We start from the raw sequence: 17,698 nt of genomic DNA, 5'->3' as shown, positions 1-17,698 counted from the left end.
TTGTCATGACGTCAGTCGCGGGTTTGCAGCTCATTGATGTTTTGCTCAAGGCGAGCAATCATATCAATCAGCTGTTCCAGCTCGGCCGGTGAAATCCCGGAGAGGATCTCCCCCCGCGTTTTGCTGATCACCGCTTCCATCTCAGTGATGATAGGCGCTGCCTTTTCCGTCAGTTTAATGCGTTTAGCACGGCGATCGCTGGCGCAGGTTTGCCGGGAAATCAGCCCTTTCTCCTCCAGTTGATCGAGCGTACGCACCAGAGATGGCTGCTCAATGCCAATCGCTTTGGCCAGTTGAATTTGTGACTGATCGGGCGGCAACTGATGAATGTTATGCAGCGTGACCCAATGCGTCTGTGTCAATTCCAGAGGTTTCAGGCGATGGTCAATCAGAGCACGCCAGATGCGTACCAACCTTGCCAGATCAGAACCTAATGGCGATTCCAATTTCATCTCCTTATAATTAGCTTGCTAAGTTATTATACTGATTTTAGAATAGTGTGCAGCATTTATATTGGCAAAACAAATGCAATACTGCATTCATCAATTCCGAACGGATCATTTACACTTAATGAAGACACTTCATTGTGTTAACACTGGCCCCTCACCACTGCAAAGGATCTCTGCTCGTGAAGTTCTCTACTAGCTCCGCGGGGTTACCCCTTCAGGACCTGATTGTCGGTGCGTCTGTCTATTTTCCCCCGATTTTCAAAGCCGTTATGCTCGGCTTTCTGATCTGGCTTGTGGCCCACCGGCTGCTTCGCGACTGGATGTACTCCGGCGAAATCTGGCACCCCATGCTGATGGATCTTTCGCTGTTTACCCTTTCCGTCTGTCTCGCTCTGGCTCTGTTGATTGCGTGGTGAATATGTCGCTGAAAACCCTTAAATATTTCTCCAGCCTGTTGGTTCTGGCTCTGGCACTGGTCGCGGGCTGGTGGCTATGGAATTTTTACATGCAGTCGCCGTGGACGCGCGATGGTAAAGTCCGCGCCGAGCAGGTCAGCATTACGCCGCAGGTCTCCGGGAGCATTACGTCTTTGCTGGTTAAGGATAACCAGCGGGTGAAAGCGGGAGACGTGCTCTTTCGCATCGATGAGACACCGTTTCATATCGCGGTACTGAACGCCCAGGCGCAGCTGGCAAAGGCGCAGTCCGACCTGGCGAAAGCCAACAATGAAGCCAATCGCCGCCGCCACCTGCCGCAAAACTTTATCTCTGCTGAAGATCTCGATACCGCGAACATCAACGTCAAAGCCATGCAGGCCAGCGTTGAGGTGGCAGAAGCCACGCTGAAACAAGCCCAGTGGCAGCTCACGCAAACGGTCGTTAAAGCGCCCGTTGACGGATGGGTAACCAATCTTTCCACCCGCGAGGGGAACTACGCCACTCAGGGGCAGCCGGTCTTTGCGCTGGTAGACAGCCACTCGTTCTACGTTGTCGGCTATTTCGAAGAGACAAAGCTTCGCCATATTCAGGAAGGCGCACCGGCGCAGATCACGCTTTATAGCGGCGCCACCAGGTTACAGGGTCACGTCTCCAGCATTGGCCGCGCCATTTACGATCAGAGTGTCGAGACCGACTCCGGCCTTGTGCCCGACATCAAACCTAACGTGCCGTGGGTGCGCCTCGCCCAGCGCGTACCGGTTCGCGTAGAGTTCGACAAACTCCCGGCAGACATCACGCTGGTCTCCGGCACAACCTGCACCGTCTCGATCGGAACGCGCTGATGGACCTCTCTGCTTTCTCCTGGCGCAAAATGCCGTGGTTCAAAGCAACCCCTGCGCAGTGGCGATATGCCCTGCGCAACGGCATCGCCATGTGTCTGGCCCTTTCAGTGGCCTATTATCTGAATCTGGATGAGCCTTACTGGGCGATGACCTCAGCGGCGGTGGTCAGTTTTCCTACCGTCGGAGGGGTAATCAGTAAAAGCCTCGGGCGCGTCGCGGGCAGCCTGCTGGGGGCCACGGCAGCGCTGATTATCGCCGGGCACACGCTCAACGATCCCTGGCTCTTTTTGCTGAGCATGGCCGGCTGGCTGGGCTTGTGTACCTGGGCCTGCGCCCATTTTACCAACAACGTGGCCTACGCGTTCCAGCTCGCCGGTTACACGGCGGCGATTATCGCCTTTCCGGTAGTCAATATTCTGGATACCACCGAGCTGTGGGATATCGCTCAGGCACGCGTGTGCGAAGTGATCATCGGTATCCTCTGCGGCGGCGTGATGATGATGATTCTGCCCAGCACCTCGGATGGAACAACGCTTATCACCGCCCTGAAAACCATGCATGCTCGCCTGCTTGAGCACGCAAGTTTACTCTGGCAGCCTGACTCCAGCGACGCGATCCGCCTTGCCCACGAGAAAGTCATCGGGCAGATCCTGACGATGAACCTGCTGCGTATTCAGGCGTTCTGGAGCCATTACCGCTTTCGTCGTCAGAACACACTGCTGAACTATCTTCTTCACCAGCAGCTAAGGATGACCAGCGCCCTCTCCGGCCTGCGCAGGATGTTACTCAACTGGCCAAACCCGCCGGAAAACACGCGGGAAGTGATCGACCGTCTGCTGGCGGCGCTCGCTAACCCGCAAACCGATATCCTTACGGTGGCGCGGATTATTGCCCCTCTCGCCCCGACGGATGAGTTTGACTACCGCCATCGCGCCTTCTGGCAGCGGCTGCTCTATTTCTGTCGTTTATATCTGCGCAGCAGCCGCTGGATCAGAGCCGTTGAGGAAGCCACGCCCATAACCGAATTCGCGGTGCCCGGCAGCCCGGCGCTGACCCGTCATACGGATAATATCGAAGCGCTCTGGAGCGGATTTCGCACCTTTTGCGCCCTGATGCTGGTGGGCGCCTGGAGCATTACCACGCAGTGGGAATCCGGCTCGGCGGCGTTGACTCTGGCGGCAATCAGCTGCGTGCTTTACTCCGTGGCAGCTTCCCCCTTCAACTCCCTCACGCTGCTGTTGCGCACGCTGGTGCTGCTCTCGCTGTTCAGTTTCGCAGTGAAATTCGGGCTGATGGTGCAGGTCACCGATCTATGGCAGTTCCTGCTGTTCCTGTTTCCGCTGCTCACGACCATGCAGTTGCTGAAATTGCAGATGCCAAAACTCGCCGGATTGTGGGGGCAGTTGATCGTCTTTATGGGTTCGTTTATCTCTGTCACCAATCCACCGGTGTACGATTTTGCCGACTTTCTGAATGATAATCTGGCGAAAATCCTCGGTGTTGGTCTGGCCTGGCTGGCGTTTGCGGTCCTGCGTCCTGGCTCCGATGCGCGCAAAAGCCGACGCCACATTCGCGAGTTGCGCGCGGGATTTGTCGATCAGCTCAGCCGCAAACCTCATCTGAGTGAAAATGAGTACGAGTCGCTGGTTTATCATCACGTCAGCCAGTTGAACAACAGTCAGGACGAATTATCCCGCCGCTGGCTGCTGCGCTGGGGCGTAGTGCTGCTGAACTGCTCGCATGTGGTGTGGCAGTTGCGAGCATGGGAAACGCGCTCAGATCCGCTGTCGCAGGTGCGCGACATCTGTATCTCTCTGCTGAGAGATGTCATGAGCAAACGGGGCGTGCAGCAACGTCCGCTGGCGGTCACGCTTGCCGAGCTGCAGCGCATCAGTGAGACGCTCGCACGCCACCCCCTTCCGGCCGCGCGCGATTTAGCGTCTCTTGTCTGGCGTTTACACTGCTCCCTGTCGCAGCTGGAACAGGCCCCGCCGCCAGGGACAATCAGCGATCAGATCACGCCGCAGGCGTAACGTGCGCCGCCACCGCCCAGCGGTTTAGGCTGATCGGACATGTTATCGCCACCGACGTGAATCATCAGCGCCTTGCCTTTGATGTCATCAAGTTTTTTCAGACGCGGTGCCACAACGGGGTCGGTGGCTATTCCGTCGTTGTTCACCACCAGCACAGGCAGATCGCCCTCGTGGCCTAGCCCTTCCGGACCTTCGTGTTTGCCCGTCTGATGAGGGTCAAAGTGGCCGCCAGCGGCTTCTGCCGCAGAGGCTTTACCCTCTTTCAGTGCAGGCTGACAGCTGCCTTTAGCGTGAACGTGAAAACCATGTTCACCAGGAGGAAGTGCTTTGAGATCGGGCGCAAATTTCAGCCCTTTGTCGGTTTCAGAAATCGTCACCGTCCCGATGGACTGGCCGATCCCTTGTGAGGTAACGAGATTCATGTCGACGGTTTCGCTGGCTGCCTGCGCACCTGCGCACACAACCAGCGTCACGACTGCCAGAGCAAAACGCTTCATATGACCTCCTCGGGTTTAATTTGCCCCTAAAGTTTAGACCAGGGGCAACATTTTCACCGGAAAGTCAGGCTAATGCGCAGTTAAGGTACGTCGTAGCCCAGCGCGGCCTTGCGGATGCGGAACCACTGCTGGCGCGTCATCTGCAGCTCTTCTGCCGCAATCGCCGAGCGCACTCGCTCGATTTTGCCGGAGCCAATAATCGGCAGCGGCTGCGACGGCAGGCGCAGGATCCACGCATAAACGACTTGCTCAATGCTCTCGGCGTTCAGCTCGCGGGCCACGGTTTCCAGTTCATCACGCAGCGGCTGGAAGGCCTCATCGTTGAACAGACGTCCACCGCCAAGGCAGGACCAGGCCATCGGACGAATGCGCAGCTGTTGCAGCTGATCGAGGGTTCCGTCCAGCAGCAGCGGCTGGTGAACTGGGGAGATTTCCACCTGGTTGGTCGCGAGCGTAAACGGCAGACGGGACTGGAGCAGCGCGAACTGCGCCGGTGTGAAGTTCGACACGCCGAAGTGGCGCACTTTCCCGCTTTGGTGCAGCGACAGGAACGCCTGCGCCACATCGTCCGCATCCATCAGGGGATCGGGACGGTGAATCAGCAGCAAATCCAGATGGTCGGTGGCCAGATTGACCAGCGACTGCTCGGCGCTTTTGATGATGTGATCGCTGTCGGTGATGTAATGCCCGAGGGCATTTTCGGCGCGCGCGGTGGTGGCAATACCGCATTTGGTGACAATCTCCATGCGCTCACGCAGGTGTGGCGCAAGTTTCATGGCCTCACCAAACGCCGCTTCGCACAGATAGCCGCCGTAGATATCGGCGTGGTCGACAGTGGTAATTCCGAGGTCGAGGTGTTCCTCAATGAAACTGACCAGCTGGCGCGGGGACATATTCCAGTCCATCAGACGCCAGTAACCCATGACAAAACGCGAAAACTCTGGGCCCTGCGGGGCAAGGGCAATACGCTGAACCATAACAATTTCCTCAAGGAAGTGATGTCATGAGTATACGCATATCCGCCGCTAAAAAAGTGAAGGCTGCTGAGGTTCTTCCGTATCGGTCGGTTTGTTTGCGCGTAATTTGCGCAATAGACGCTGTCGGCACAGGCGTATGACATCCTGTTTTTCCGCGTCGCTCATCTTTTGCCAGTTAAAACGCTCGTCGCGGCTGCGCATACAGCCCCGGCAAAAACCGCGTTCATCCGACTGACAAATTCCCCGGCACGGGCTCTGGATGGGGAAAAACTCCAGTTGCTCTGCCACACACACCTCCCGAAATCACTTAACACCTTCAGTGAAGACGCTAAACGCCGTGCCTGCAAGGGCTTTAGCACAGAAATGTGTCATTAAGGTTTCTCTAATCTTCGCTCCCTATACTCGCCTCATCAATATAACGAATGGTTTCTTAATGATGTGGTCCGCGAAAAAGTTACAGTGTAACGATATTAAATTTACCCTCGGTTGCGCCCTGTTCTTTACTCTCCTTAATGCCCTGTTTATTCAGCGCAGCTGGCAGATTATTGCCCCGTCGCATCTGCACGATTTCCTGTTTGCGGCGTCCGTGCCGCTGGTTCTGTTTTGTGGCTGGGTGATTATTTTCAGCCTGCTCAATATTCCGTTTATCCGTAAACCGCTAATGATTCTGTTGACCCTGGGCTGCGCCGGGGCCACGTACTTTATGTTCACCTATGGCGCCGTCATCGATCAGAACATGATGGTGAATATTTTCGAGACCAACTCGCAGGAAGCCACCGCGCTGGTCACGCCGCAAATGCTGCTGTGGATCGCGGCGATCGGGTTGATTCCCTCCATAGCACTGCTGTTTATTCGTATTCGTTCCGGGAAATGGTGGTACACGCTGCTTACGCGCGTCGCGGCCATTCTGGGTGCCCTGATGGTGATTATTCTGGTAGCCTCGGTCTTCTATAAGGATTACGCCTCGCTATTTCGCAATAACAAAAGCATCGTCAAAATGGTGACGCCTGCTAACTACGTCAGCGCCATTGCCAAATACAGCAAAAACCGCTGGTTTGCAGGCGATCAAACGCTGGTACGCATCGGCCAGGACGCCCAGAAAGGGCCAGTCATTCTGGCGCAGAAGAAAAAGACGGTGCTGGTGCTGGTGATTGGCGAAGCCTCTCGTGCGGAAAATTACTCTCTCAACGGCTACGGGCGCGACACCAACCCGCAGCTCAAAAAAGAGAACATGATTAACTTCCCACAGGCGTCTTCGTGCGGAACAGAAACGGCAGTTTCAGTGCCGTGCATGTTCTCCGGTATGCCGCGCAAAAAATATGATGCCGATCTGGCCCGTCATCAGGAAGGTTTACTGGATGTGCTGGCGCATGCAGGCATTAATCTGCTGTGGCGTGAAAACGACGGCGGCTGTAAGGGCGCCTGCGATCGCATTCCGCACACGGATATGACCCAGTGGAAACTGGATCAGTTCTGTAAAGACAAATCCTGTATCGATGACGTCAACCTGCACCGTCTGGACAACGTGCTCGATGGGCTGAAGCAGGACTCGGTTCTGGTGATCCACCTGATGGGTAGCCACGGTCCGGCCTATTACCAGCGCTATCCAAAAGCGTATCGCCAGTTTACCCCGACCTGCGACACCAATCAGATTCAGGACTGCGATCACCAGGCGCTGATGAATACCTACGACAACACCATCCTCTATACGGATAGCGTGGTCAGTAAAACCATTGATGCACTGAAAGCGCGTCAGACGACGATGAACACCGCGCTGATTTATCTCTCCGATCACGGCGAATCGCTCGGCGAAAATGGGCTATATCTGCACGGCACGCCGTACATGCTGGCGCCGACACAGCAGACGCACATTCCGTTTATGTTCTGGCTCTCGCCGGATTACGTGAACAATTACAGTATCAACGAGCCGTGCTTACGCGATCGGGCGGCGAAAACAGAGGTGTCTCAGGATAATTTGTTCTCGACCGTGCTCGGGATGATGAACATAAAATCAGCGGTTTATCATCCGCAGATGGATCTCATCAGTACCTGTCGAAAATCGTGATACTTGCATTAGACCGATTGGTCTATTACAGTGAGCGCCATGAGCAAAAATACTGAACACGATACACGCGAACATCTTCTGGCCACCGGCGAGCGTCTCTGTATGCACCGCGGGTTTACCGGAATGGGGCTGAGCGAGTTGTTAAAAACCGCTGAGGTGCCTAAGGGTTCGTTTTATCACTACTTCCGCTCCAAAGAAGCGTTTGGCGTGGCGATGCTGGAGCGGCACTATGCCAGTTACCACCAGCGTCTCGCCGCCCATTTTGCCAGCGGCGAAGGGTGCTACCGTGATCGTGTGCTCAACTACTATCAGGAAACGCTGAACCAGTTCTGTCAGCAGGGCATTATCAGCGGGTGCCTGACCGTTAAATTGTCCGCCGAAGTGTGCGATCTGTCAGAAGATATGCGCACAGCGATGGACAAAGGGGCCAGCGGCGTTATCGCCCTGCTGGCTCAGGCGCTGGAAAAAGGTCGCGCTGAAAAAACGCTAAACTTTAGCGGCGATCCTTTAACTCAGGCCCAGGTGTTGTACGCGCTGTGGTTAGGCGCAAATTTGCAGGCCAAAATTTCCCGCAGCGCCGTGCCGCTTGAAAGCGCGCTGGCGCATGTGAAGAACAGTATTACGACGCCTGGCGTTTAACAGGCGTTTTTATTTATTCATCTACTAGTCGACCGGTCTACTCAGGAGTCATGATGTCAACTGAAAAATTATTTACCCCACTGAAAATCGGTGCGGTTACCGCACCTAATCGCGTATTAATGGCCCCTCTCACCCGTCTGCGCAGCATCGAGCCGGGCGATATCCCCACGCCGCTGATGGGTGAATACTATCGCCAGCGCGCCAGCTCCGGCCTGATCATTTCCGAAGCGACCCAGATCTCCGCTCAGGCGAAAGGTTATGCGGGCGCACCGGGCCTGCACAGCCCAGAGCAGATCGCAGCATGGAAAAAAATCACCGCCGGTGTTCATGCCGATGATGGTCGCATCGCGGTCCAGCTGTGGCATACGGGCCGTATCTCCCACAACAGCATCCAGCCTGGCGGCCAGGCACCGGTTTCCGCGTCTGCCCTGAACGCCGGAACCCGCACCTCGCTGCGTGACGAAAACGGCCATGCCATTCGCGTGGATACCTCTACCCCACGCGCGCTGGAACTCGATGAGATCCCAGGCATCGTCAATGATTTCCGCCAGGCGGTGGCGAATGCACGTGAAGCCGGTTTCGACCTGGTCGAGCTGCACTCTGCGCACGGTTACCTGCTGCACCAGTTCCTCTCCCCGTCGTCTAACCAGCGTACCGATCAGTACGGCGGCAGCGTGGAAAACCGCGCCCGTCTGGTGCTGGAAGTGGTGGATGCGGTGTGTCAGGAGTGGAGCCCGGACCGTATCGGTATCCGCGTTTCGCCAATTGGATCGTTCCAGAATGTGGACAACGGCCCGAACGAAGAAGCCGACGCGCTGTATCTGATCGAAGAGCTGGCGAAACGCGGCATCGCGTATCTGCACATGTCCGAGCCGGACTGGGCGGGCGGTCAGCCGTACTCTGAGGCATTCCGTGAGAAAGTGCGTGCGCGCTTCCAGGGTGTCATCATCGGTGCGGGTGCGTACACCCCAGAGAAAGCGGAAGATCTGATTGGCAAAGGTCTGATCGACGCCGTGGCCTTTGGTCGCGATTACATCGCCAACCCGGACCTGGTGGCACGTCTGCAGCGTAAAGCCGAGCTGAACCCACAGCGTCCAGAAAGCTTCTATGGCGGCGGCGCTGAAGGCTATACAGACTACCCTTCCTTGTAATTCCTCGGTTGTCCATTGATAGCGGCGATGATTCGCCGCTATACTAAAACATCGTTTCTGTTCAAAAAGATAAGCCATTGAGTTGGTCAAGAGGAAAATATGCGCCTACTTCATACCATGCTGCGCGTTGGCAACCTGCAACGTTCTATCGATTTCTACACTAACGTACTGGGCATGCAGCTGCTGCGCACCAGCGAAAACCCGGAATACAAATATTCCCTGGCGTTCGTCGGTTACGGCCCGGAAAGCGACGAAGCGGTTATCGAGCTGACCTACAACTGGGATGTCGATAGCTACGAGCTGGGCACCGCTTACGGCCACATCGCGCTGGAAGTGGATAACGCGGCAGAAGCGTGCGAGCGCATTCGCAGCAACGGCGGCAACGTGACGCGCGAAGCGGGTCCGGTCAAAGGCGGCACCACCGTAATTGCCTTCGTGGAAGATCCTGACGGTTACAAAATCGAACTGATTGAAGCCAAAGACGCCGGTCGCGGTCTGGGCAATTGATCCCTCCGGGCGCGTTCTGCGCCCGTTGTTTTACTGCATCGCCTCGCAAAATTTGTCATAATACGCACTGCTTTTTTCCCTTGTAAGAGACCCTGATGTCCGATAACGCTCAACTTACCGGTCTGTGCGACCGTTTTCGTGGTTTTTATCCTGTTGTGATTGACGTAGAAACAGCCGGATTTAACGCTAAAACCGATGCGCTGCTTGAGATTGCAGCCATTACGCTGAAAATGGATGAACAGGGCTGGCTTACACCGGACACCACGCTGCATTTCCATGTTGAACCTTTTGAAGGCGCGAACCTGCAGCCAGAAGCGCTGGCCTTTAACGGCATTGATCCTACGAACCCACTGCGTGGCGCGGTGAGTGAATATGACGCCCTGCACGCCATTTTTAAAATGGTGCGCAAAGGTATGAAGGACAGCAACTGTAATCGCGCGATCATGGTGGCGCATAACGCCACGTTCGATCACAGCTTTATGATGGCTGCCGCCGAGCGCGCGTCGCTCAAGCGTAACCCGTTCCATCCGTTCGTGACCTTCGATACCGCCGCGCTGAGCGGGCTGGCACTGGGCCAGACCGTGCTCTCCAAAGCCTGTATTACTGCGGGCATCGATTTCGACGGTACTCAGGCGCACTCGGCGCTGTACGACACTGAGCGCACATCAGAACTGTTCTGTGAGATTGTGAACCGCTGGAAGCGTCTGGGTGGCTGGCCGCTGCCGATGGGCGACAGCGAGGAATAAAAAAAGCGACCGAAAGGTCGCTTTTTTTTGCCTGATGCAAAAGAACTTATTCTGCGTCTGGCTCTTCGGTTTTGTACTTGGCAGCGGTTTCTTTGATCAGCTGCTGCAGTTCACCACGCTGATACATTTCGATCAGAATGTCGCAACCGCCGACCAGCTCACCATCAACCCACAGCTGCGGGAAGGTTGGCCAGTTAGCGTATTTCGGCAGCTCAGCGCGGATGTCCGGATTCTGCAGAATATCAACGTAAGCAAAACGCTCGCCACAGGCAGACAGCGCCTGCACGGCTTGTGCAGAGAAACCGCAGTTTGGCAGCTTCGGTGAACCTTTCATGTACAGCAGAATCGGGTTTTCAGCGATCTGGCGCTGGATTTTTTCAATAGTCGTGCTCATGTCTTGCTTCCTTTAACTTCTGTTACGGCGATCGTCTGACATTGTAGCGGGTCAGAGAGACATCGGAAAATAACATTTTCGTCACCTGCTTATATCTTAACGGTTGTCGGCTAAAGTTGCATTCCAAAGATAGCTTACCCCCTCACCCGGTGTGGTTTTGTTCAGGGAGTGAACAACGCGGCAACAATCTGACTTTTTTTTTTGCACTCGCTAACGAAACAGACTTTTAGGCCGATAAATGCTATTAACTTCTCGCAGATTTTTAGATTAGAATCGACGGGCTTTGTAAATCATACGTGGGTACTATTGATGACCCACATCTAATTCAGGGGAATGCTCAGTGGCGCGGATAACAAAAATCTCGATCACGCTCTGTGCTTTACTGTTTACATCACTCGTTTTCACGCCAGCGGCTAACGCCTCGGAGCAGGCGCGGCACTCTGCCGTGCAGAAGTCACATCTGGCGAAAACCACAGAACGTAAGAAAAAAACACCTACCAGCACCCGTAAAAGCGAAAAGAAAAAAACCACTACCGCACGAAAGCAGTCCACCTCCAGTAAGGCCCTCACCAGTAAAACCCGCAGCAAACCTACCCGCACTGCCGTAAAAGTTGCAAAAGTGGCTCCGGAAAAATGCACCGTCCGGAAAGGCCACAAAACGAACTGTGTGAAAGTGGGCAAAACTGCGAAGCTCTCTGAGGTGCATAAAGTGCGCGTTCAGAAAGCGCAGAAAACCGCGATGAACAAGCTGATGGGGCAGATTGGCAAACCCTATCATTGGGGCGGCACCTCCCCGCGCACCGGTTTCGACTGCAGCGGTCTGGTCTATTACGCCTATAAAGATCTGGTGAAGTTCCGCATCCCGCGTACGGCGAATGAGATGTATCACCTGCGCGATGCAGCAGCCGTGAATCGCGGTGAGCTGGAGAGCGGAGATCTGGTCTTCTTCCGCACCCAGGGTCGCGGCACCGCCGATCACGTTGGCGTTTACGTTGGCAACGGCAAGTTTATCCAGTCGCCTCGCAGCGGCCAGGATATCCAAATCACCTCCCTGAGCGAAGATTACTGGGTTCGCCACTACGTTGGCGCCCGCCGCGTAATGACCCCGAAAACCATTCGCTAATCCCTGCCCTGCCGCACCGTCGGCAGGGTAAGTTCCTCTTTTGCATACCCTTTCAATTTGCTACTCTATCCTTGCACTCAATAGGGTTATTGCAGTGCAACACTATAATAAGGAGAGAAGCAATGTCGTTCGAATTACCTGCATTACCGTATGCAAAAGACGCCCTGGCTCCGCACATTTCGGCGGAAACCCTGGAATACCACTACGGCAAACACCATCAGACCTATGTCACTAACCTGAACAATCTGGTTAAGGGCACCGCGTTTGAAGGTAAAACGCTGGAAGAGATTGTGCGCAGTTCTGACGGCGGTGTGTTCAACAACGCTGCTCAGGTCTGGAACCACACGTTTTACTGGCACTGCCTGGCACCGAACGCCGGTGGCGAACCGACCGGTGAACTGGCGGCTGCCATTAACGCCGCCTTCGGCAGCTTTGCGGATTTCAAAGCGAAGTTTACTGACGCAGCAATTAAGAACTTCGGCTCTGGCTGGACGTGGCTGGTTAAAGAGGCTGACGGTAAACTGGCTATCGTCTCAACGTCAAACGCGGGAACCCCACTGACCACCAGCGCGAAACCGCTGATGACCGTTGATGTGTGGGAACACGCGTATTATATCGACTACCGTAACGCTCGCCCGAACTACCTTGAGCACTTCTGGGCGCTGGTTAACTGGGAATTTGTGGCGAAGAACTTCGCGGCGTAAATGAGACGCAGAAGGGGCAGCCCTTCTGCGTTTTTTGATTACTCTGTGACGCGAACAGGTTCCGGCTGTTTACGGCCCGATGTCAGGACCAGCAGCAGACCGAGCGCCGCTATAATCGCCCCCATCACCGGTACAAAAGCGTATCCCAGCCCGCCTGAAATCACCGCCCCACCCGCTGCCGCACCCAGCGCATTCCCGAGATTAAACGCACCGATATTCACGGAAGAAGACAGGCCCGGCGCTTCGTGCGCCACACGCATGACGCGCATCTGCAATGGCGGAACCACGGCAAAGGTTGCAGCGCCCCACACCACCATCGCAATGGCCGCCCCAAACTCGTTGCGCGCAAGCCAGGGAATCGCGAGCATAATCACAATCAGCAGCGTTAAGAAGCCTTTCAGCGTCCCGGTGACCGAGCGATCCGCCAGTTTACCGCCGAGATAGTTGCCCAAAGAGAAACCGACGCCAATCAGCACCAGCATCGCCGTCACGAACAGCGGTGTGGCGTGAGTGATATCGTGCAGTACCGGTGAAATGTAGGTGTAGAGCGTAAACATCGCGCCCGCCCCGAGCACCGTGGTTAACAGAGCAGACAACACCTGTGGACGAACCAGCACCGACAGCTCTTTACGCACGTCCGGGCGCTCGCCCGCCTCGCCTTTCGGAAGCGAGAAGAACAGTGCAATCATCGCCACTACGCCCAGCCCTGCGGTTGCCATAAACGACATCCGCCAGCCAATGACTTCACCAAGCCAGGTCGCCGCCGGTACACCGCCAATATTGGCGATGGTTAGCCCCATAAACATGGTTGCCACCGCGCTGGCCTGTTTGTGTTTTGGCACCACGCTCGCCGCCACCACAGAGCCTAAGCCAAAGAACGCGCCGTGGTTCAGGCTGGTCAGAATGCGTGACAGCAGCAGCGTGGTGTAATCCGGTGACAGCGCCGAGAGCACGTTACCGAGGGTAAAAATCGCCATCAGGAAGATCAGCGCATTGCGACGGGCACGATGCGACAACAGCAGCGTCATGAGCGGCGCACCAATCATCACGCCAATGGCGTAGGCGCTGATCAGCATACCTGCGGCGGGAATAGAGACATCTACCCCTTTTGCGATAACCGGCAACAGTCCCATCGGGGAAAACTCGGTGGTGCCGATGCCAAAAGCGCCAATCGCCAGGGCAAGCAGGGGAAAATTGATTTTCATTGATTAACTACGGATGCCGTGTCGTCGCGCGACACGGGACTAAGATGTCAAAAGCATGACATCAATCACAAAAAATGAGAAGTTAACAAATTAGCAAAAGATTTTTGCCGTGCGGGTAACAATCAGGGAACAGGCAGGAGATGAGGGAGAGAACTCTCCCCCGCTTGAATCAGTGCAGCGCAGCGGTCAGACCCGCAGCGACAATCAGAGCCAGAACAATAATGGTTGTCGTCAGCGAAAACTTCAGATCGGTACTCATCAATTTTTCTCCTTTTAATCACCCCACGAAAAGTGAGCTTGCTCATTTTTACACAGTTTACCCCAAAAATCTTCCTGGATTTAGGCTGATAACCGTTTTTGCTCTTCCCCTTTTCATCAAGATAAGACAAAATTCCACGCTAAATTTATAAGCGTACCGGCCACTGACCCCCTCCTGACGTTCTGAGTCGTTTTCCCGGCGTATCGCAATTCACATTGCGAGATAAGGGTGAGAGAAGGCAAACGTTTACCTTTAAGTATTTCAGGAGTTTAAGATATGGTCTGGAGTGACATGTAATGGCAACAATTAAAGATGTGGCGAAACGCGCAAACGTTTCCACTACAACCGTATCACATGTAATTAACAAAACGCGTTTCGTTGCGGAAGAGACGCGCAACGCCGTATGGGCCGCCATCAAAGAGCTGCACTACTCCCCAAGTGCCGTGGCGCGTAGCCTGAAGGTGAACCACACCAAATCGATCGGCCTGCTGGCGACCAGCAGCGAAGCCGCCTATTTTGCGGAGATCATCGAAGCGGTTGAGAAAAACTGTTTCCAGAAGGGCTACACCCTGATTCTCGGCAACGCCTGGAACAGCCAGGAGAAACAGCGCGCTTACCTGTCGATGATGGCGCAAAAGCGCGTTGATGGCCTGCTGGTAATGTGTTCTGAATACCCGGAGTCCGTACTCTCCATGCTTGAAGAGTATCGCCACATTCCGATGGTGGTGATGGACTGGGGTGATACCCGCGCTGATTTTACCGATTCCGTCAACGATAACGCCTTTGAAGGCGGCTACATGGCAGGTCGCTACTTGATTGAGCGCGGTCACCGCGAAATCGGCGTCATTCCGGGTCCGCTGGAGCGCAACACCGGCGCAGGCCGTCTGGCAGGGTTCATGAAAGCGATGGAAGAAGCGCTAATTACGGTGCCAGAAAACTGGATCGTGCAGGGCGACTTCGAGCCGGAGTCCGGCTACCGCGCGATGCAGCAGATCGTCTCCCAGTCGCACCGCCCTACCGCAGTCTTTATCGGGGGTGACATCATGGCGATGGGCGCCCTTTGCGCAGCCGATGAGCTGGGTTTGCGCGTGCCGCAGGACATTTCCGTGATCGGGTACGATAACGTGCGCAACGCACGCTACTTCACCCCGGCGCTGACGACCATTCACCAGCCGAAAGACTCGCTGGGCGAAACGGCCTTCAATATGTTGTTGGACCGCATCGTCAGCAAGCGTGAAGAGTCGCAGTCGATTGAAGTCCACCCGCGCCTGATTGAACGCCGCTCCGTGGCCGACGGTCCGTTCCGCGACTACCGCCGTTAATCCCCCGAGGGGCCGGTTATTCCGGCTCCCTCAGCCACTCTCTGTTCAGCGTTTCGCTGTCTCCCAGATAATCCAGCAGCCACGCCAGCGCCGGTGACATATCGTTTTGCTGCCACGTCAGGCAACAGGCCGCATCCGGGAACGGGTTTTCCAGCGTCAGAGCCACCCATTCACCGCGATCGATGCGTGGACGTGCAAAATGCGCCGGCACCATTCCCACGCACAGCCCCGCAGAAAGACAGGTCGCCGACGTTTCCCAATCCGGGGCGACCACACGGCGTTGGTTATCCAGTAACCAGGTAATCCGTTTTGGCAGCGATCGTGAGGTATCTTCCAGCACCAGTGACGGCCAGTTGCGCAACGTATCATCGCTCAACGGGCCTGCAATGGCGGCCAGAGGATGATCGCGGGCGACAACGCAGGTCCAGCTCAGGGCTCCCATATCGCGAAATGCATAGCGACCACCCACAGGGATCGCCTGAGTCGCGCCGATCGCCATCTCCACCCTGCCGTCAGAGAGCGCATCCCACACGCCGTTGAACACCTCCTGCGAGACGCGCAGCTCCACATCAGAGAAGTGGCGATAGAAATCGACCACCATCTGTCGGGTGCGTTCGGGTTTGACGATGTTATCCACCGCAATGGCGAGATGCCCGCGCCAGCCGTTCGCAATCTGCTGGCACTGCTCGCGGGTGATCATCATTTTTTTGATAACAGATCGTCCTTCTTTCAAAAACCAGACGCCCGCTGGCGTCAGAACAACGTCGCGGTGACGGCGCTCGAACAGCGGAACCGCCAGCCACTCTTCAAGCTGACGCACCGTATAGCTCACCGCAGAGGGGACGCGATGGAGTTCCTGGGCCGCGCCACTAAAGCTGCCGTTACGCGCGACCGCATCCACCACTTCTAACGAATATTCTGACCACATTTTCTGCCTGCAAAATTTTTGAATGCAATCACCAAATATTAGCGTTTCACAAGGCAGTTTGCACTCCCTACACTTTGCGCCAGTGATTACCTGCCCTCTTTAGGAAATAAAAAACAATGCAACCCAACAAAGGATTCCTGGTCTGGCTCGGCGGTTTAAGCGTGCTGGGCTTTTTGGCGACCGACATGTACCTGCCCGCGTTTGCCGCGATGCAGGCCGATTTACAGACCCCTGCCGCCGCCATCAGCGCCAGCCTGAGCCTGTTCCTCGCCGGTTTTGCCTTCGCACAGCTGTTATGGGGCCCGCTCTCTGACCGTTACGGTCGCAAACCGATTCTGCTCCTCGGTCTGGCGATTTTCGCCGTCGGCTGCCTGGGGATGCTGTGGGTGCGTGATGCCACCTGGCTGCTGGTGCTGCGATTTATCCAGGCATTCGGTGTGTGTGCCGCAGCTGTCACCTGGCAGGCGCTGGTGACGGACTATTATCCCGCGTCTCGCGTGAACCGCATTTTTGCCACTATTATGCCGCTGGTCGGGCTTTCTCCGGCGCTGGCTCCCCTGCTCGGTAGCTGGATCCTGGTGCATTTTGACTGGCAGGCGATTTTCGCCACCCTGTTTATCATCACGCTGGTGCTGATGTTACCGGCCTTCACGCTAAAACCTGCCCAGCCGAAACCGGCTGAAAACCACGATAATCGCGTCACTTTCCTGTCGCTGCTGCGTTCACGCGCGTATCGCGGCAACGTGCTGGTCTACGCCGCCTGTTCCGCCAGCTTCTTTGCGTGGCTGACCGGTTCGCCGTTTATTCTGCATGATATGGGCTACAGCCCGGCGGTGATCGGCCTGAGCTATGTTCCACAGACCATCGCGTTCCTGGTGGGGGGCTACGGCTGCCGCGCCGCGCTGCAAAAATGGCAGGGACAGCAGATGCTGCCATGGCTGCTGGTGCTGTTCGCCGTAAGCGTCATCGGTACCTGGGCGGTTGGCTTTATTCCACACGTCGGGCTGACTGAAATTCTGATCCCGTTCTGTGTGATGGCCGTGGCAAACGGCGCGATTTACCCGATTGTGGTGGCTCAGGCTTTGCGCCCGTTCCCTCATGCAACGGGCCGTGCGGCGGCGCTGCAAAACACCCTGCAGCTCGGTCTGTGCTTCCTCGCAAGCCTGATTGTCTCTGCGTTAATCGCTACGCCGCTAATGACCACGACCAGCGTGATGCTGGCTACCGTGGTTCTCGCCGCGCTGGGTTATCGCATGCAGGCCTCTATGAAGACGCTGACAGAGGACACTGCAGAGGCGAAATCGTCGCAGGCGTAATCGCGCGAGCAATTATGTTACATTTCAGTCATTAGGCTGCTAACAACTTTCAGTTGAATCGCTCTTTTTTGCGGCCTATACTAAATTTGGTTCATATAAATACG

At 55.7% G+C, this 17,698-nt stretch carries 20 protein-coding genes; 12 read left to right on the top strand and 8 right to left on the bottom strand.

All coding sequences use genetic code 11. From position 1 onward, the window contains the following. Positions 1-11: 11 nt before the first annotated feature. The gene (gene slyA / locus ACB496_RS09295) at positions 12-452 is read right to left on the bottom strand and encodes a transcriptional regulator SlyA (protein WP_100780397.1); all 441 of its coding nucleotides are present in this window, start codon (positions 450-452) and stop codon (positions 12-14) included. A 176-nt stretch (positions 453-628) separates the two neighbouring features. Here slyA and ACB496_RS09290 point away from each other — a divergent pair, with 176 nt between their 5' ends. From ACB496_RS09290 to ACB496_RS09280, 3 genes are read left to right on the top strand one after another with little or no spacing between them, the layout of a single operon-like run. Then, positions 629-865 (top strand): DUF1656 domain-containing protein, encoded by a 237-nt coding sequence (locus ACB496_RS09290; protein WP_100780398.1) that lies wholly within the window; start codon positions 629-631, stop codon positions 863-865. 2 nt (positions 866-867) lie between these two features. Continuing rightward, positions 868-1,728 (top strand): efflux RND transporter periplasmic adaptor subunit, encoded by an 861-nt coding sequence (locus tag ACB496_RS09285; RefSeq protein ID WP_371975025.1) that lies wholly within the window; start codon positions 868-870, stop codon positions 1,726-1,728. Beyond that, positions 1,728-3,761 (top strand): FUSC family protein, encoded by a 2,034-nt coding sequence (locus ACB496_RS09280; RefSeq protein WP_371975024.1) that lies wholly within the window; start codon positions 1,728-1,730, stop codon positions 3,759-3,761. Before ACB496_RS09285 ends, ACB496_RS09280 begins: the two co-directional genes overlap by 1 nt. Here the strand turns inward: ACB496_RS09280 and sodC are convergent. The 3 genes from sodC to ACB496_RS09265 all read right to left on the bottom strand — a co-directional run bounded on the left by sodC (position 3,740) and on the right by ACB496_RS09265 (position 5,523). Beyond that, complete coding sequence (gene sodC, locus ACB496_RS09275; protein WP_100780401.1) at positions 3,740-4,258, bottom strand: superoxide dismutase [Cu-Zn] SodC; 519 nt, start codon at positions 4,256-4,258, stop codon at positions 3,740-3,742. The two genes, ACB496_RS09280 and sodC, sit on opposite strands and share 22 nt — an antisense overlap. 80 nt (positions 4,259-4,338) lie before the next feature. Then, positions 4,339-5,235, bottom strand: coding sequence for an aldo/keto reductase family oxidoreductase (locus tag ACB496_RS09270; RefSeq protein WP_100780402.1), 897 nt, complete (start codon positions 5,233-5,235; stop codon positions 4,339-4,341). Between the two features lie 48 nt (positions 5,236-5,283). Next, positions 5,284-5,523, bottom strand: a complete 240-nt coding sequence (locus tag ACB496_RS09265; RefSeq protein ID WP_100780403.1) for a DUF1289 domain-containing protein — start codon at positions 5,521-5,523, stop codon at positions 5,284-5,286. A gap of 148 nt (positions 5,524-5,671) precedes the next feature. Between ACB496_RS09265 and eptA the strand changes: the two genes are divergently transcribed. The 5 genes from eptA to rnt all read left to right on the top strand — a co-directional run bounded on the left by eptA (position 5,672) and on the right by rnt (position 10,343). Continuing rightward, positions 5,672-7,300, top strand: a complete 1,629-nt coding sequence (gene eptA, locus ACB496_RS09260; protein WP_102103853.1) for a phosphoethanolamine transferase EptA — start codon at positions 5,672-5,674, stop codon at positions 7,298-7,300. Between the two features lie 39 nt (positions 7,301-7,339). Beyond that, the gene (locus ACB496_RS09255; protein WP_102103566.1) at positions 7,340-7,939 is read left to right on the top strand and encodes a TetR/AcrR family transcriptional regulator; all 600 of its coding nucleotides are present in this window, start codon (positions 7,340-7,342) and stop codon (positions 7,937-7,939) included. Positions 7,940-7,992: 53 nt separating this feature from the next. Further along, positions 7,993-9,090 carry an alkene reductase gene (locus tag ACB496_RS09250; protein ID WP_102103565.1) on the top strand — a complete coding sequence of 366 codons (1,098 nt, stop codon included), beginning with the start codon at positions 7,993-7,995 and terminating at the stop codon, positions 9,088-9,090. A 99-nt stretch (positions 9,091-9,189) separates the two neighbouring features. Continuing rightward, positions 9,190-9,597 carry a lactoylglutathione lyase gene (gene gloA, locus ACB496_RS09245; RefSeq protein ID WP_012017189.1) on the top strand — a complete coding sequence of 136 codons (408 nt, stop codon included), beginning with the start codon at positions 9,190-9,192 and terminating at the stop codon, positions 9,595-9,597. 95 nt (positions 9,598-9,692) lie between these two features. Further along, the gene (gene rnt, locus ACB496_RS09240; RefSeq protein WP_100780407.1) at positions 9,693-10,343 is read left to right on the top strand and encodes a ribonuclease T; all 651 of its coding nucleotides are present in this window, start codon (positions 9,693-9,695) and stop codon (positions 10,341-10,343) included. A gap of 46 nt (positions 10,344-10,389) precedes the next feature. Here the strand turns inward: rnt and grxD are convergent, their stop codons facing one another. Beyond that, positions 10,390-10,737: a monothiol glutaredoxin 4 gene (grxD, locus tag ACB496_RS09235; protein WP_095281803.1), complete on the bottom strand. Its 348-nt coding sequence runs from the start codon at positions 10,735-10,737 to the stop codon at positions 10,390-10,392. A gap of 340 nt (positions 10,738-11,077) precedes the next feature. Between grxD and ACB496_RS09230 the strand changes: the two genes are divergently transcribed. Together ACB496_RS09230 and sodB are read left to right on the top strand one after the other, a co-directional pair. Further along, positions 11,078-11,860, top strand: coding sequence for a C40 family peptidase (locus ACB496_RS09230; protein WP_371975023.1), 783 nt, complete (start codon positions 11,078-11,080; stop codon positions 11,858-11,860). A gap of 122 nt (positions 11,861-11,982) precedes the next feature. Further along, on the top strand, positions 11,983-12,564 hold the full coding sequence (gene sodB, locus ACB496_RS09225) for a superoxide dismutase [Fe] (protein WP_100780409.1): 582 nt from the start codon (positions 11,983-11,985) through the stop codon (positions 12,562-12,564). Positions 12,565-12,602: 38 nt separating this feature from the next. Here sodB and ACB496_RS09220 read toward each other — a convergent pair whose 3' ends face one another. Both ACB496_RS09220 and ACB496_RS09215 read right to left on the bottom strand, forming a co-directional pair. Then, complete coding sequence (locus ACB496_RS09220; protein WP_100780410.1) at positions 12,603-13,769, bottom strand: MFS transporter; 1,167 nt, start codon at positions 13,767-13,769, stop codon at positions 12,603-12,605. A 169-nt stretch (positions 13,770-13,938) separates the two neighbouring features. Beyond that, complete coding sequence (locus ACB496_RS09215) at positions 13,939-14,028, bottom strand: YnhF family membrane protein (protein WP_100780411.1); 90 nt, start codon at positions 14,026-14,028, stop codon at positions 13,939-13,941. A 296-nt stretch (positions 14,029-14,324) separates the two neighbouring features. Between ACB496_RS09215 and purR the strand changes: the two genes are divergently transcribed. Beyond that, positions 14,325-15,350: an HTH-type transcriptional repressor PurR gene (gene purR, locus ACB496_RS09210; RefSeq protein WP_100780412.1), complete on the top strand. Its 1,026-nt coding sequence runs from the start codon at positions 14,325-14,327 to the stop codon at positions 15,348-15,350. 16 nt (positions 15,351-15,366) lie between these two features. On the opposite strand, the gene punR is transcribed toward purR, so the two are convergent. Further along, the gene (gene punR, locus ACB496_RS09205) at positions 15,367-16,278 is read right to left on the bottom strand and encodes a DNA-binding transcriptional activator PunR (protein WP_371975022.1); all 912 of its coding nucleotides are present in this window, start codon (positions 16,276-16,278) and stop codon (positions 15,367-15,369) included. 116 nt (positions 16,279-16,394) lie between these two features. Between punR and punC the strand changes: the two genes are divergently transcribed. Then, positions 16,395-17,594 (top strand): purine nucleoside transporter PunC, encoded by a 1,200-nt coding sequence (punC, locus tag ACB496_RS09200; RefSeq protein WP_371975021.1) that lies wholly within the window; start codon positions 16,395-16,397, stop codon positions 17,592-17,594. Positions 17,595-17,698 lie beyond the last annotated feature (104 nt).

Origin of the sequence: Lelliottia nimipressuralis (assembly GCF_041464075.1) — a bacterium.
GTDB lineage: Bacteria > Pseudomonadota > Gammaproteobacteria > Enterobacterales > Enterobacteriaceae > Enterobacter > Enterobacter nimipressuralis.
The sequence above is the reverse complement of the archived record's forward strand: the minus strand, read 5'-3'. Positions and strand labels throughout refer to the sequence as shown.